At 41.4% G+C, this 14,390-nt stretch carries 16 protein-coding genes; 11 read left to right on the top strand and 5 right to left on the bottom strand.

What is annotated here, in order from left to right; all coding sequences use genetic code 11:
• The first annotated feature begins 9 nt into the window (after positions 1-9).
• The 5 genes from ACP8HG_RS06035 (at position 10) to ACP8HG_RS06055 (ending at position 5,420) form a co-directional block, all read left to right on the top strand.
• A complete protein-coding gene (locus ACP8HG_RS06035) occupies positions 10-1,764 on the top strand; it encodes an ABC transporter transmembrane domain-containing protein (RefSeq protein ID WP_338656705.1) in 1,755 nt (584 codons plus the stop codon).
• Positions 1,764-3,551: an ABC transporter ATP-binding protein gene (locus tag ACP8HG_RS06040; RefSeq protein ID WP_067209270.1), complete on the top strand. Its 1,788-nt coding sequence runs from the start codon at positions 1,764-1,766 to the stop codon at positions 3,549-3,551. The genes ACP8HG_RS06035 and ACP8HG_RS06040 overlap by 1 nt, the downstream gene beginning before the upstream one ends.
• Positions 3,552-3,859: 308 nt before the next feature.
• Positions 3,860-4,570 (top strand): cytochrome c biogenesis CcdA family protein, encoded by a 711-nt coding sequence (locus ACP8HG_RS06045; RefSeq protein WP_067209272.1) that lies wholly within the window; start codon positions 3,860-3,862, stop codon positions 4,568-4,570.
• A gap of 20 nt (positions 4,571-4,590) precedes the next feature.
• Positions 4,591-4,899 (top strand): thioredoxin family protein, encoded by a 309-nt coding sequence (locus ACP8HG_RS06050; protein WP_067209275.1) that lies wholly within the window; start codon positions 4,591-4,593, stop codon positions 4,897-4,899.
• Positions 4,896-5,420 (top strand): CcdC family protein, encoded by a 525-nt coding sequence (locus ACP8HG_RS06055; RefSeq protein WP_187044833.1) that lies wholly within the window; start codon positions 4,896-4,898, stop codon positions 5,418-5,420. Before ACP8HG_RS06050 ends, ACP8HG_RS06055 begins: the two co-directional genes overlap by 4 nt.
• Before the next feature lie 104 nt (positions 5,421-5,524).
• On the opposite strand, the gene ACP8HG_RS06060 is transcribed toward ACP8HG_RS06055, so the two are convergent.
• Positions 5,525-5,932, bottom strand: a complete 408-nt coding sequence (locus tag ACP8HG_RS06060; protein WP_156476164.1) for a DUF2621 domain-containing protein — start codon at positions 5,930-5,932, stop codon at positions 5,525-5,527.
• Between the two features lie 503 nt (positions 5,933-6,435).
• On the opposite strand from ACP8HG_RS06060, the gene ACP8HG_RS06065 reads away from it, so the two are divergent.
• Together ACP8HG_RS06065 and ACP8HG_RS06070 are read left to right on the top strand one after the other, a co-directional pair.
• Entirely contained in the window at positions 6,436-7,029 is a 594-nt protein-coding gene (locus ACP8HG_RS06065; protein WP_438298346.1) for an SCO family protein, read from the top strand.
• Between the two features lie 38 nt (positions 7,030-7,067).
• Positions 7,068-7,742: a lytic transglycosylase domain-containing protein gene (locus tag ACP8HG_RS06070; protein WP_067209284.1), complete on the top strand. Its 675-nt coding sequence runs from the start codon at positions 7,068-7,070 to the stop codon at positions 7,740-7,742.
• A gap of 154 nt (positions 7,743-7,896) precedes the next feature.
• On the opposite strand, the gene ACP8HG_RS06075 is transcribed toward ACP8HG_RS06070, so the two are convergent.
• Entirely contained in the window at positions 7,897-8,151 is a 255-nt protein-coding gene (locus tag ACP8HG_RS06075; RefSeq protein WP_438298347.1) for a GlsB/YeaQ/YmgE family stress response membrane protein, read from the bottom strand.
• Positions 8,152-8,263: 112 nt separating this feature from the next.
• The gene (locus tag ACP8HG_RS06080) at positions 8,264-8,809 is read right to left on the bottom strand and encodes a cysteine hydrolase family protein (protein ID WP_187044835.1); all 546 of its coding nucleotides are present in this window, start codon (positions 8,807-8,809) and stop codon (positions 8,264-8,266) included.
• A gap of 180 nt (positions 8,810-8,989) precedes the next feature.
• Between ACP8HG_RS06080 and ACP8HG_RS06085 the strand changes: the two genes are divergently transcribed.
• From ACP8HG_RS06085 to ACP8HG_RS06100, 4 genes are all read left to right on the top strand, one after another.
• Positions 8,990-9,154 (top strand): D-arabinono-1,4-lactone oxidase, encoded by a 165-nt coding sequence (locus tag ACP8HG_RS06085; protein WP_438298631.1) that lies wholly within the window; start codon positions 8,990-8,992, stop codon positions 9,152-9,154.
• Positions 9,155-9,508: 354 nt separating this feature from the next.
• On the top strand, positions 9,509-12,223 hold the full coding sequence (gene acnA / locus ACP8HG_RS06090; protein ID WP_067209291.1) for an aconitate hydratase AcnA: 2,715 nt from the start codon (positions 9,509-9,511) through the stop codon (positions 12,221-12,223).
• Between the two features lie 108 nt (positions 12,224-12,331).
• Positions 12,332-12,757, top strand: coding sequence for an acyl-CoA thioesterase (locus tag ACP8HG_RS06095; RefSeq protein ID WP_067209295.1), 426 nt, complete (start codon positions 12,332-12,334; stop codon positions 12,755-12,757).
• Positions 12,757-13,059, top strand: a complete 303-nt coding sequence (locus ACP8HG_RS06100) for a hypothetical protein (RefSeq protein ID WP_067209298.1) — start codon at positions 12,757-12,759, stop codon at positions 13,057-13,059. The genes ACP8HG_RS06095 and ACP8HG_RS06100 overlap by 1 nt, the downstream gene beginning before the upstream one ends.
• A gap of 110 nt (positions 13,060-13,169) precedes the next feature.
• Here the strand turns inward: ACP8HG_RS06100 and ACP8HG_RS06105 are convergent, their stop codons facing one another.
• Positions 13,170-13,463 (bottom strand): HesB/YadR/YfhF family protein, encoded by a 294-nt coding sequence (locus ACP8HG_RS06105; protein WP_067213944.1) that lies wholly within the window; start codon positions 13,461-13,463, stop codon positions 13,170-13,172.
• 37 nt (positions 13,464-13,500) lie between these two features.
• On the bottom strand, positions 13,501-14,103 hold the full coding sequence (gene plsY, locus ACP8HG_RS06110; RefSeq protein ID WP_067209301.1) for a glycerol-3-phosphate 1-O-acyltransferase PlsY: 603 nt from the start codon (positions 14,101-14,103) through the stop codon (positions 13,501-13,503).
• Between the last annotated feature and the right edge of the window lie 287 nt (positions 14,104-14,390).

Consider the following 14,390-nt stretch of genomic DNA (forward strand, 5'->3'; position numbering starts at 1 on the left):
GGGAGTAGCGTGAAGGTTTTATTACAGCTTGGCTGGTTTTTTAAACAGCGCAAGAAGCAGTATCTTTTCGGGATTGCGATGCTTGTTTTCGTTTCCGTATTGCAATTGTTGCCTCCGAAAATTATCGGAATTATCGTCGATGATATTACAAAGGGTTCTTTAACAGCTGAAGGGCTCACAAAATGGCTTATTATCCTAGCTGTAGCAGGTATCCTCATGTACATTGCGCGCTATTATTGGCGTGTTATGATTTTTGGTTCAGCCGTTTTGTTATCCAGAACAATGCGTGAAAAGTTATTCAATCATTTCACGAGAATGTCGCCATCTTTCTACCAAAAAAGACGTGTAGGAGATTTAATGGCTCATGCAACAAACGATATAAATGCTGTGCAGCAAACAGCCGGTATGGGGATTTTGACACTGGTCGATTCCATCTCAACAGGTGGATTTGTCATTTTGACGATGGCCATCACCATCAATTGGAAATTGACATTAATAGCACTTATTCCACTGCCATTCATGATTTTCCTGACAAGCTATTATGGAAAACTATTGCGCAAGCGATTCCGGTTTGCCCAAGAAGCATTCTCGAATTTGAATGACAAAACGCAGGAAAGTATATCTGGCATTAAGGTCATCAAAACATTCGGTCAGAAAAACGAAGATATTGAAGATTTTACAAGCCTGTCTACAGATGTCGTTGGTAAAAATATGCGTGTCGCCAAAGTAGATGCATTATTTGATCCGACGATTACAGGGATATTTGCAATTTCATACATTTTGTCTTTCTATTTTGGAACGAAGTTTATTATTGCAGGCGACATGTCAATTGGAGACATGGTAGCGTTCAGTACATACCTTGGACTTCTTGTCTGGCCAATGCTTGCATTCGGCTTCCTATTTAATATTGTAGAGCGTGGAAATGCATCTTACAGCCGGATTACAGAATTGTTGTCCGTTGCACCAGAAATTAAAGACGTAACGGGTGCGATTGATAGAAGACCAGAAGGCGATTTACACTTCGATATAGACGAGTTTAAATTCCCAGGTGATGAACGCGCTGCATTGCACAATGTTCACTTCACGTTAAAACGAGGAGAAACAATGGGCGTTGTGGGTAAAACAGGATCAGGTAAAACAGCGATTTTAAAACTATTGCTTAGAGAGTTTGAAGGATACAAAGGAAGTATCGTCTATGGAGACAAACCTATCAATCAATATAAGCAGCAACGTTTAAGAGAGTCGATCGGTTATGTACCACAAGATCACTTCCTATTTTCAACGACACTTGCTGAAAATATAGCCTTTACAAACCCTAGAATTGGAACAGAGAAAATTCATGAAGCTGCACGGCTTGCGCATATCCATGAAGACATTTTAGGATTTACGGAAGGATATGGCACTATTGTTGGAGAACGTGGTGTATCGTTATCTGGTGGTCAGAAACAGCGAATTTCCATTGCCCGTGCATTAATTATGGAACCCGAATTACTGCTTTTGGATGATTCCTTATCGGCTGTCGACGCCAAAACGGAAGAAGCGATTTTACAATCACTCAAACAAACACGTACAGGCGAGACGACAATTATTACCTCTCACCGATTAAGTGCCCTCCAACATGCACATAAAATCATCATTCTGCATGAAGGTACGATTGTCGAAACTGGAACGCATGAAGAACTACTCGAAATGAATGGAAGATATAAAGAAATGTATGACCTGCAGCAACTCGAAGTGCTTGTCGAACAAGGAGGCGAGGAATAATGTCAGCAGAAAAACAACCAAAATTAACAGCGAAAGATCAATGGGTTGTCTTAATAAGATTGTTGCGTTATATCATCCCTCATAAAAAGAGCGTAATTATTGCGCTTGTCCTGCTTGTTTTGACGGTCGCGGGCAGTATCGTAGGACCCTTAATTATTCAACAATTCATTGATAACCATCTAGCTACCATGAGTTTTCAAAGGAGTCTCATCACGAATATCGCAATTGTCTATATAGCTATTCAGATATTCATGGTTATCGTCTCTTATTTTCAGTTGATACGTTTCCAAGATATTGCACTGAAAATCATTCAGCAAATGCGCATCGACGTGTTTTCAAAGGTACAAGGGCTCGGCATGCGTTATTTTGATAAAACACCTGCTGGAAGTATCGTGTCACGTGTGACGAATGATACGGAAGCAATCAAAGAAATGTTCGTCAGTGTCATTGTCACGTTTTTACAAGCTATATTTGTAATTATTGGCGTTTATATTGCATTATTTTCACTTAATGCAAAGTTGGCGTTTATTTCCTTGTTATTATTGCCTTTGTTTTTAGCCGTTATTGTCGTCTACAGACGCTATAGTGCTGATTTTTATCAAGATATTCGTGAGCGATTAAGTCAGCTCAACGCTAAAATAGCTGAATCATTATCCGGAATGGGGATGATTCAAGCCTTTAGACAGGAAGATCGGTTAGAGGCAGAATTTGATGATATTAATGAAAAACATTTCCGTGCGGGAATGCGTAACATCAAATTTGACAGTGTCCTGCTGGGCCCAGCAATCGATTTGCTGTACGCTGGAGCAATCATTTTTGTACTCGGATACTTCGGATTTTTATCACTTGCCAGTCCTGTGGAAGTGGGGATACTCTATGTATTTACAACTTTGATTGGCCGTTTATTCCAACCTGTTCAACAAGTAATGCAACGATTATCTATTTTCCAACAAGCGATGGTTGCAGCATCGCGAGTCTTTAAGTTAATGGATGATCCTGATATGGAACCGGAGCAACAAGATAATAAACAAGCCGAAATTCAAAATGGTAAAATCGAATTCCGTGATGTATCGTTTTCCTATGACGGACAAGCCGACGTACTGAAAAATATTTCATTCACCGCGAATGCAGGTGAGACTGTTGCCCTCGTCGGTCATACCGGTAGCGGTAAAAGCTCCATCATCAACTTGCTAATGCGTTTCTATGAATATGAGCGTGGTGGTATTTATATCGATGATGTTTCGCTGAAAGAATACCCGAAAGAAGAATTGCGGAAGAAGACAGGACTTGTCTTGCAAGACCCGTTTCTATTCTACGGGGACATCGAAAGCAACATTCGTTTACATGATAAGGAAATGACGTCTGGGGAAGTAAGAGCAGCAGCTGAGTTCGTCCAAGCAAATGAATTCATCGAAAAACTACCAGACAAATATGCTCAAAAAGTAACAGAACGTGGCTCCACATTCTCAAGTGGGCAGCGCCAGCTAGTTGCATTTGCACGTACAATCGCGACGAATCCTAAAATTCTCGTTCTCGATGAAGCAACTGCCAATATCGATACAGAAACAGAAGTGGCAATTCAATCGAGCCTTGAAAAAATGAGAAAAGGGCGCACAACAATCGCAATTGCTCATAGGCTCAGCACAATTCAAGACGCAGAACTAATTCTCGTCCTGCACAAAGGCGAAATCGTCGAACGTGGAACACACCAGGAATTATTACTGAAAAAAGGGCTCTACCATAAGATGTATCTCCTTCAAAACAATATTTTGGAAGATGTTATCTGATAAATGACTTGAGCTGCAGTGGGTGGCCCATGCAATGAGGAAGGGTTGAACTACCTCCTTCTATGCACCCGTAGCACGTGGCGAATTTAGATTGCCTTCATATTGTCACGAACTAAAACCGCCTGCCCATATTGGGTAGGCGGTTTTTAAGCCGACAGTATATAGGTTTTAAGCAGTCATTGCAGCGAGAGACAGAGACCTGTGACTATGTTCCGCGGAATTGTCATAAACTGTTCACAGACATATTAGACGTAATTTGACGCTTCTTTTGATACGATTGAGGAAGAAAAATTGAAGGGGAGAGAATAATGGCAACAGACTTAAATCTATTTCTCGCTTTCGGTGCCGGTTTCTTAAGTTTCATCTCTCCGTGTACATTGCCGCTGTACCCAGCATTCATTTCGTATATTACGGGCATGTCACTGGATGATCTAAAATCGGATTCGAAACGCATGAGCAGAAGCGGTACACTACATACACTGTTCTTTTTAATCGGATTTTCAATTATTTTTGTCGTACTTGGTTTCGCTACGTCGTTGGTAGGGACATTTTTTGTAGAAAATCAAGAAATACTAAGACAACTCGGGGCAGTCTTTATGGTGTTATTTGGCCTTATGATTGCAGGTGTATACACACCTAAGTTTCTTATGGGCGAAAAGAAACTACAGTTTAAAAACCGTCCTTCTGGTTATTTTGGGAGTGTATTAATTGGGCTTGCATTCGCCGCAGGTTGGACACCGTGCTCAGGACCGATAATCGGGGTAATCATGGGACTCTCTGCGACAAACCCAGGATCAGGAGTTATCTATATGCTGATGTATGTCTTCGGTTTTGCGATTCCATTCTTTGTTCTGTCGTTCTTTATAACGCGTCTCGGTTGGATTCGGAAAAATAGTGGCTTGATAATGAAAATTGGGGGCGCCGTCATGATTGCATTCGGAATTTTGCTGTTCTTCGATGGATTGACGTATTTAACAAGTTTGCTCAGCCCAATTTTCGGAGATTTCCAAGGTTTTTGAGTTGAATGGGAGGGATTCCGATGAAGCAAATCGGATCATTCGGTGAATGGATGGAATACGTTGAAAGAGAAAGCGCGTTACTCCTTTTCGTGAAAACCGATAACTGTTCAGTCTGTGAAGGACTATACCCACAAGTGAAAGCACTTAAAGTAGACTTTCCAATTCCATTTTATACAGTGAATGTGGCAGAAGTGCCAGAAATAGCGGGACAACTTTCGTTATTTACAGCGCCAGTTGTCCTCCTGTTCAATGAAGGGAAAGAGTATGCGCGATTTGCACGTTTTATTCGAATAGAAGAATTGAAGTATCGCTTGGGGGAAATAATATGAACGAACTAATTGAAACAGTTTTCACAAAGGTGCCCCCGGTTTACCTCATTATCGGTTCAACCGTACTTGCGCTAGTTATGGGATTGATTGCGCTGATTGTTAGGACGAAAGCGGCGAAGAGACCTGTTACCCCACTGAAGATCATCTTGCCGCCCCTCTTTATGTCGACGGGTGCGCTGATGTTCATATTCGAAGAATTTCGGGTGCCGCTGTCCCAGGTGCTAGAAGCCCTCCTTGTTGGGATACTGTTCTCAATTATCTTGATAAAAACGACAAATTTCGAACGTAAAGATGACGATATCTATATGAAACGGTCAAAAGCATTCCTATTTATTCTACTTGGGCTTCTTATTGTTCGGCTCGTCGGGAAACTGCTTCTAAGTAATACAATAGATGTAGGGGAACTGGGCGGCATGTTCTGGATTCTTGCATTTGGCATGATTATCCCTTGGCGGATTGGTATGCTTATCAAGTACAATAAAATAAAAGAAGGTAAACAAGTAAAAGGTGTCCGCAATTAAATGCGGACACCTTTTACTTGTTCCTTAGAAAATAATGAAATCTCGCACAGGGAATAATTTAAAACTCAGAGATTTTAGAAGCCCTTTGAGCCACTTTTGTTCAATCAAAATAAATGTTCATATGGTGTTAGATCAATCTTCATTTCGGCCATTTTCTTGCGCAAAAATTTATGGTCCCGTTTTGGCGTTGCTTGTATATATCCGCGGACAATAAGATCGGAATCAATTTTCTTCGCATTTTCCTCAAGTGCTATCTCGCCAATCTTACCCGCGATTTTTTGCTTCGCTACGGGGCGGAATAATTCCGGTACTGGGACAACTAGCTCATTCAACAAAAGTTTCGCCTCGTCATTCCAAAGGTGCAGAGAGCTCTCCACATAATGCTCTTCCCAGTCAAGTGTAGATTTTCCGTCCGCTTTTGGGAACACTTTCAAAAATTTCCGGAACATGAAAAAGCCGCCGATGCCGAATAGCCCTATGAGGACAACGCACCAGAAAATGATGAACCACATAAATAGATCTTGCTGCAACAGTCTTCACCTCTTCCATTCTATTCACCATTATAAGAGCTTTTGTAAAAAAACACACGGACAATGTATTCCTTTCTTTAATTTCAGACTATATAAGGACACAAAGAAGGTGATAGTCATGGCAACCCGCAAATTTAAGAATGCGGTTGGAGGAATTTATTCTGATGCTTTCGAGGTAAATGACTCTCCACTTTTTTTCATTTTATCCCGCATTAACGGGCAGTAAGACCCCCATTTCAAGTCTTCAAGGACACAAGAAGAATAAGTGGGGGATGAAGCCCCCCCTCTGATTGAAGATTAACTTTATCTCTTGCACCGAATCGAAACGAAACTTGTCGATATATACTATGTACTCTTTTCCTTAAAGATGAAGTGAACTTCACAAATAAGTCACGGATTCGTCATGGAAGCAATCAGCTCCTCGCTTGTTTGAAGCCATTACTTCCGATATGATGAACGTATCAATTGATAGTGGAGGAAGACAAATGAGAAAAAAACTTTTACTACCTTATGTATTACTTGTAGTGCTTATTTTAAGTGCGTGTTCTGCTGGTGGGTTCAAAGCGGAGCATAATTATAAAATTGAACCGTTTGAATTTACAAACCAGCACAATGAAAAGGTTTCATTGGATGATATGAAAGGGAAAGTATGGCTGGCACAATTTGTTTTCACTGTTTGTACAAGTGCATGTCCGCCGATGATGATGAACATGGCAGACCTTGACAAAAAACTTATTGATGAAGGCATTGATGATTACAAAATCGTATCATTCAGTATTGATCCCGATGTGGATACACCGGAAGCGATGCAAGATTACCTTGACTTGTATGACGTCCTGGATCAAAGCAGATGGGAAATGCTGACTGGGTATACACAAGAGAAAATTACTGACTTCGCTGCGAAGTCCTTCAAGACGCTTGTTGCTGATATACCTGATTCGGATCAGGTAATGCACGCAACTTACTTTTCTCTTGTCAATCAAAAAGGGGAAGTCGTCAAAACCTATGACGGTATGACAGATGTACCATTTGATGAAATCGTCAAGGATATGAAAGCACTTAGTAAAGAAGGTGCGTAACTAAACAAAAGCAATACTGGATCTAACGGGGTGGAAAGATGAAAAAACAAAAACGTAAAGGCTTATCTATAAAAATGAAAGCAATGCTTATCATCCTGCTTATCCCGATTACTGTTACTATCTTCATATTAACAGCTATTATTTGGACAGGTTTGAACAATCCAGAACTCATTCGGAAATCTGCAAGTGCATTGCTCGACATAGGGGAACGTCACACTGCAACGTCAATTCCGGAAGAGTACATTCCTATCTATAAAGAGGCGGCGGAGGTTTATGGTATCCCGTGGACACTCCTTGCAGCACATCACCGCATTGAAACGCGGTTTTCAACGATGGATCCGCTTCTTTCACCCGTGGGTGCAGAAGGACATATGCAGTTCATGCCTTGTACATTTGTCGGCTGGACTTACCCGGGATGTAGCGGTCTTGGAAAAGGCGAAATTCCTGAAAAAGACAAGACAAATCCCGCTATCATCAAAGAATACGGCGGATACGGTGTCGATGGGAATGGTGACGGCATAGCCGATCCATATGATATCGAAGACGCAATTTTTAGTGCCGCCAACTATCTTTCAAAAAGTGGCGCAGCAGATGGAGACTTGGAAAAGGCTATTTTCAATTATAACCGCAGTGAAAAGTACGTACAGGACGTATTGCGATTTTTCAATGAATTCGAAGTCCAACGAGTTGACATGGAAGCAGCCAATAAATAAAATTAAAAAGATGGACCGCCAGTATATTAGGGTCCATCTTTTTTTTGCTTTGTAAATTATAAAATTCTTGGCCTAGGGATCACCTATGAAAGGCGATATTTCACGTCTAGACGTGGCAGGCGTTTCCGCTTTTGTTCTTCGTTATTAATTGGAATTATGAAGATTTACGCATTGATTTCATAATAAAGCTCACAATGAACACAAGGATAATCGCTCCAATGAAAGCAGGGAAAATATAGAAGTCAGAAATTTTCGGACCCCATTGCCCAAGTAGCATTCCACCAATCCATGCACCAATAATACCAGCGATAATGTTACCAATAATTCCACCTGGGATATCTCTTCCCAAAATCATTCCTGCAAGCCAACCGATAATCCCGCCAATAATCAAAAACCAAATGAAACTCATACTGTCCATCTCCTTTTTAGTAATTTAAAATTTCCTCTATAGTCTTTGCAATAACCTTTATTACATGCCTTTAAACATCTTGAAGGAAAAAATTACCGAAACTTCAAGAGTGTTAGCGGACAACAGTAACACCTAGCGTATTTTCAAAATGACGAAGTGCCCATGCATGACCTGCAGGATCGAAGCTCGCAACACCTTTTTCGTGGACGACAATATCAAATCCGCGGTTGTATGCATCGACAGCTGTATGAAGGATGCAAATATCCGTACAGACACCAACCAGATGCAATTCGGTAATTCTGCGTGCTCGAAGAAGCAACTCCAAATCTGTGCCCGCAAATGCACTGAAACGTGTTTTGTCCATCCAATGGATTTCTTCTTTGCGCTCATCATACAATTGTTGAAGGGAACCATACAGATTCCTGCCGGTAGTCCCACGTATATTATGTGGAGGAAATTGTTTTGTTTCAGGATGGTACAAATCGTCTAAATCATGCACATCAACTGGCATCACAACGAAATGATTGTCGTCTAAAAATTTCCCCGTTAACTCGGTGATATATTTTTCCAAGTGAATTCCCGGTTCTCCGCATGTAAGCGCACCATCTTCAGCCACGAAATCCATTGTATAATCAATAACTAACAACGCTTTCTTCACTTTATAACACCCCTTTTCATTCCATCATGCCATAATTTAGTGACTACTTCATTAATTTCTGCTAAAAGTGTTCCAAACGCTCCAAAAAGGGGTATGTATTATTAAGTGCTCCCTTCACCGCAGCTCGTCAAATTCACAGAGACGAAATATGCGATTCCCTAGCGTACTTTTGAAGCTTGCATCGAAGAAATTCATGACTTCATGCATGCACATCCATTTTGCGTTCATCCCCCAATTGAATACATAGTCGCTACTGATGATGATGTTCTTCTCAGTCCCACGCAAGAAGAGGTAACGGAGTTCATCGTGTTTCTTATGTACAAAGAATTGGACGCTTGCCTCTAAATTTAATGGGTATACATGCTAATCGAGATATACAACGGGCGGCCACATTTCAAAAAAGTGAACGATTTGAAGAATGAACAAATGCGGAAACTGTCACCAAATCTCAAATGGTTCATGAACATATCCGACAGCAATATGATCCTTGTCGCGTTTTTATGACAAATTACTTGCAAACTATCTTACGTATTATGAAGAGTTCTTAAGAGGGAGGGGAGTCATAACATTAACTTATGATAGACTATAAAGTTAATGTATTTTACTTATGTGGGTTGATATTATATGATGAAGTAGAGAAAAGACGCTTATTTATAGCCTTTTCAGTAGTTTTCAGCAGATAGAAGGAGGAATTCAATAATGGCAAAAAGCAATTTGCACAACAGCCGTACGTCATTCGATCTGAACGGTAAGACATATAACTATTATCGTCTTGCCGCACTCGAAGAAGCCGGTATCGCTAAAGTTTCCAATCTACCTTACTCGATTAAAGTGCTACTTGAATCCGTCCTACGTCAACACGACGGCTATGTCATCAAAGACAATCATGTCGAAAACTTGGCGAAATGGGGGAAAGATGCGGACGCGGATGCAGAAGTACCATTCAAACCGTCACGCGTTATCCTTCAAGACTTCACGGGTGTACCTGTTGTTGTTGACCTTGCATCACTTCGTTCAGCAATGGCAGCAATGGGCGGCGACCCTAATAAAATCAATCCTGAAATTCCAGTTGATCTTGTTATTGACCACTCTGTACAAGTTGACCGTTATGGTTCGGCAGAAGCGCTTAACCTGAACATGGAACTTGAGTTCGAGCGTAACGCAGAACGTTACCAATTCCTAAGCTGGGCACAAAAAGCTTATGACAACTACCGTGCAGTACCACCTGCAACAGGAATCGTTCACCAAGTTAACCTTGAGTACTTGGCAAATGTTGTCCATGCAGTTGAAAACGAAGATGGCACATTCGAAACATACCCGGATACACTTGTAGGAACTGACTCCCACACGACGATGATCAACGGTATCGGTGTTCTTGGATGGGGTGTTGGTGGTATTGAAGCTGAAGCGGGCATGCTCGGACAACCTTCATACTTCCCGATTCCAGAAGTTATCGGTGTAAAACTTGTTGGTCAGCTTCCAAACGGAACGACAGCAACTGACTTAGCGCTGAAAGTGACACAAACACTTCGTGCACATGGCGTTGTTGGTAAATTCGTTGAGTTCTTCGGACCAGGTGTTGCACACTTACCACTTGCAGACCGTGCAACAATTGCGAACATGGCTCCTGAATACGGTGCAACATGCGGATTCTTCCCAGTAGATGAAGAAGCACTTGATTACATGCGTTTAACTGGCCGTGAAGATAGCGATATTGCAGTAGTTAAACAATACCTAGTTGAGAACGATATGTTCTTCACTGTAGAAAACGAAGAACCAACATACACTGATGTTGTCGAAATCGACCTTACTGGTATTGTAGCGAACCTTGCTGGACCGAAACGTCCACAAGATTTGATTCCTCTTACAGAAATGCAAAGCTCATTCAACGAAGCAGTTGTTGCACCTGAAGGGAACCAAGGTTTCGGATTCTCTCCTAAAGAGCTAACGAAAAAAGCTACAATCGAATTCGAAGACGGACGTTCTGTCGAAATTAAAACAGGTGACCTTGCAATCGCTGCAATCACTTCATGTACAAACACATCTAACCCATATGTTATGTTGGGTGCTGGACTTGTTGCGAAAAAAGCGGTTGAAAAAGGACTTACACCACCAGCTTACGTGAAAACATCACTTGCACCAGGTTCAAAAGTCGTTACAGGGTACCTGGAAGATTCAGGACTTAATGTGTTCTTGGATCAAATCGGATTCAACACAGTTGGATACGGCTGTACTACATGTATCGGTAACTCTGGACCGCTACTTCCTGAAATTGAAAAAGCAATCATGGGCAACGATATGCTAATGTCTTCAGTTCTTTCTGGTAACCGTAACTTTGAAGGACGTATTCACCCACTTGTGAAAGCAAACTACTTGGCTTCACCGCCACTTGTTGTTGCTTATGCACTTGCTGGAACAGTCGATATCGACTTCGAAAAAGATCCAATTGGTAAAGACAAAGAAGGCTTTGATGTCTTCTTCAAAGATATTTGGCCTACTACGGAAGAAATTCAAGCAGTTGTTAAATCAACAGTTACTCCTGAGTTATTCCGTAAAGAATATGCACGGGTATTCACTGAGAACGAAGCATGGAATGCAATTGAAACTACAGACGATTCATTGTATGATTTCGATGAAAACTCAACGTATATTCAAAACCCACCATTCTTCGAAGGACTTGCAAAAGAACCGGCTGACATTCAAGCACTTTCAGGGCTTCGTGTCATTGGTAAATTCGGCGATTCAATCACAACGGACCATATTTCACCTGCAGGCGCAATCGGTAAAGATACACCGGCTGGTAAATACTTGATCGACAATGGCGTAAGCCCTCGTTTCTTCAACTCGTACGGTTCACGCCGTGGTAACCATGAAGTAATGATGCGCGGTACATTCGCTAATATCCGTATTCGTAACCAAATTGCGAAAGGCACAGAAGGCGGATTCACGACTTACTGGCCAACAAAAGAGATTATGCCAATTTATGATGCTGCTATGAAGTATCAAGAAGAAGGCACGGGTCTTGCAATCATCACTGGTAAAGACTACGGAATGGGTTCTTCACGTGACTGGGCTGCGAAAGGTACATCACTTCTCGGTATCAGAACAGTTATCGCTGAAAGCTACGAGCGTATTCACCGTTCAAACCTTGTTATGATGGGCGTACTTCCACTTCAATTCATGAAAGGCGATAGTGCTGAAACACTTGGCCTTACTGGTGAAGAAGAAATCAACGTTAATATCGCAGAAGGCGTTAAACCACGCGACATTCTGAAAGTAACAGCAACTGCGAAAAACGGTTCTGTCAAAGAATTCGACGTACTAGCACGCTTTGACTCAGAAGTTGAAGTTGACTACTACCGTCACGGCGGAATCCTGCAAATGGTTCTTCGTGATAAAATGAAAACGAACTAATTTTAATAGGTAGAGGTGTCCGATTTAATCGGGCACCTTTTTTCTGCTTAGACTTCAGTTCAGCTTTTTCAGCATGGCTTTTGTATAATGGGTAGTGAGGTGATGGTAGTGTTTATCAGTGAAAAAGAAATTGAAATCAGATATGCAGAGACAGATCAGATGGGAATCGTCTATCACGCGAATTATTTAGTATGGATGGAGATTGGACGTACGAAGTTGATTGAGGACTTAGGCTATACATACGCGCAACTGGAGGCAGATGGCTTCTTGTCGCCGGTGACGGACTTATCTATTCAATATAAGGCAGCGATGAAATACGGACAGAAAGCGACTGTACGGACCTGGGTAGAGTCACACGGAAGGCTACGTACAACTTATGGCTATGAAATCCTCCATGAGGACGGCACAATTTCAGCAACAGCAAAATCGGAACATGTCGTCGTGAGAAAAGGCTCATTTCGTCCCGTTTCCCTAAAGAAAATCGCGCCAGATTGGGATGCTAAATATACAGAAGTGAAGCGATGTAAAGACTAATGGCATTTGGGATACAGCGTGTAGAACTGCAAGCTTGGAAAAAAGCAGTTAGTGAAGGGGAAATGGCATTTTTAACTCATTACTGGCTTGATGAACGCTTTCCAGGATGCAATACAGTAACCAAAGCAGGTTGCGCAGATATCAGCAAACTTGTCGAATGGGGCAAGCAATATGGATTGAAGCGGGAGTGGATCGATATGAGGGAAGATTATCCTCATTTTGATTTGTTTGGTAAGCACGAACGAGACATTTTACTTAAAGAAGGACTCCATAATCAATTAAAACGGTTCAATCTACTTTAATGAGTGTGTTGTATAACAGTTTCACGTTTTTTGGAGTTAATAATTGTCTATTGTCAGCAAAGCCTTACCTACTCATAAATAAATGAAGAAAAGCGTGAGGCATATGGCCATCACGCTTTTTCGTATGAATAAATAAGTTCATGCAGTTTAGGATCCACATTGACATGTAGGTCATGACCAAGGAAATACCATTTGTCTCGGCTTTCGATATAATAACGAACACTATTATGCTCTGTTTCAATGGCTACTTCATCCGGTTGCTCTTTCGTTACACCAAGTGAAAAGCCTGCCTGAATCGAACTGGATCCACCGTATCTTGCAAAAAAGCGGATAGCATCACCAGGTTCAGCTTCCATCTCCTCTTTAAACCACAAAAGCGCTTCTTTCGACAAAATAATCTTCATTGGAAACACCAGCCTTTCCGTTGCTACATCCATTGTATTATAACCACTTCACTTTTGGCTCGGTTCCTGCTTTGATCCGACCGATATTCTCCCGGTGACGATAGAAGATAAAGGCACCGAAAAGACCAATCATCACCATCAAATAAATATCGCCTGTTCGGAGGTAAAAATAGATACTGTATACAAATCCAACGACAGATACGATCATTGATGATAAGCTCACCATTTTCGTTACTTTTAAAGCGATGAAAAATGTTGCGAGCACAATGATGAAAACAGGCCATTCATAGGCAAGCAACACACCGCCGGATGTCGCTACAGCTTTGCCACCTTTGAAATGGGCGAAGACGGGATACATATGTCCGACGACTGCAAGAAGTCCTGGAATAAGAGGGTGGACGCTAACACTGTCGAAAATAGGCAAGAGCGGCAATAATGCAGCTGCAGTACCTTTTAAAATATCCAGAATAGTTACGGTAAGTCCCGCTGTTTTGCCGAGTACACGGAAGGTATTCGTACCACCTAGGTTGCCGCTACCATGTTGTCGGATGTCGGTCTTGTAAAAAAGTTTCCCAACCCAGAGTGCAGAAGGAATTGAGCCAATTAAATAAGCAAGTAGTAAAAGTATGATAAGTTCCATTGACGTACTCCTTTTTTAGTTTGTCTATGTATAGACCTAGTTTAGCAGAACCGTGAAGTTGCGACAATGGGCTTCATGTGAAGAATGAGCGAACCAAGTTAAGCAGTTATAGCCTAATTTCTGATTTTTGTACCCCTAACAGCTGATTTGAGAGACGAACAATTTCCTGTCTTCGTTGCAATAAAAGTCTATCTTCTATACAATTAATTGAGCAAGCTTCCGAAAACGTTGATTTGACAAGCTTTAAAGGAAGCAGTACGATTATATAATAGAGAACATTTGTTTGA

Source organism: Sporosarcina sp. FA15 (genome assembly GCF_051550195.1).
Taxonomy (GTDB): domain Bacteria; phylum Bacillota; class Bacilli; order Bacillales_A; family Planococcaceae; genus Sporosarcina; species Sporosarcina psychrophila.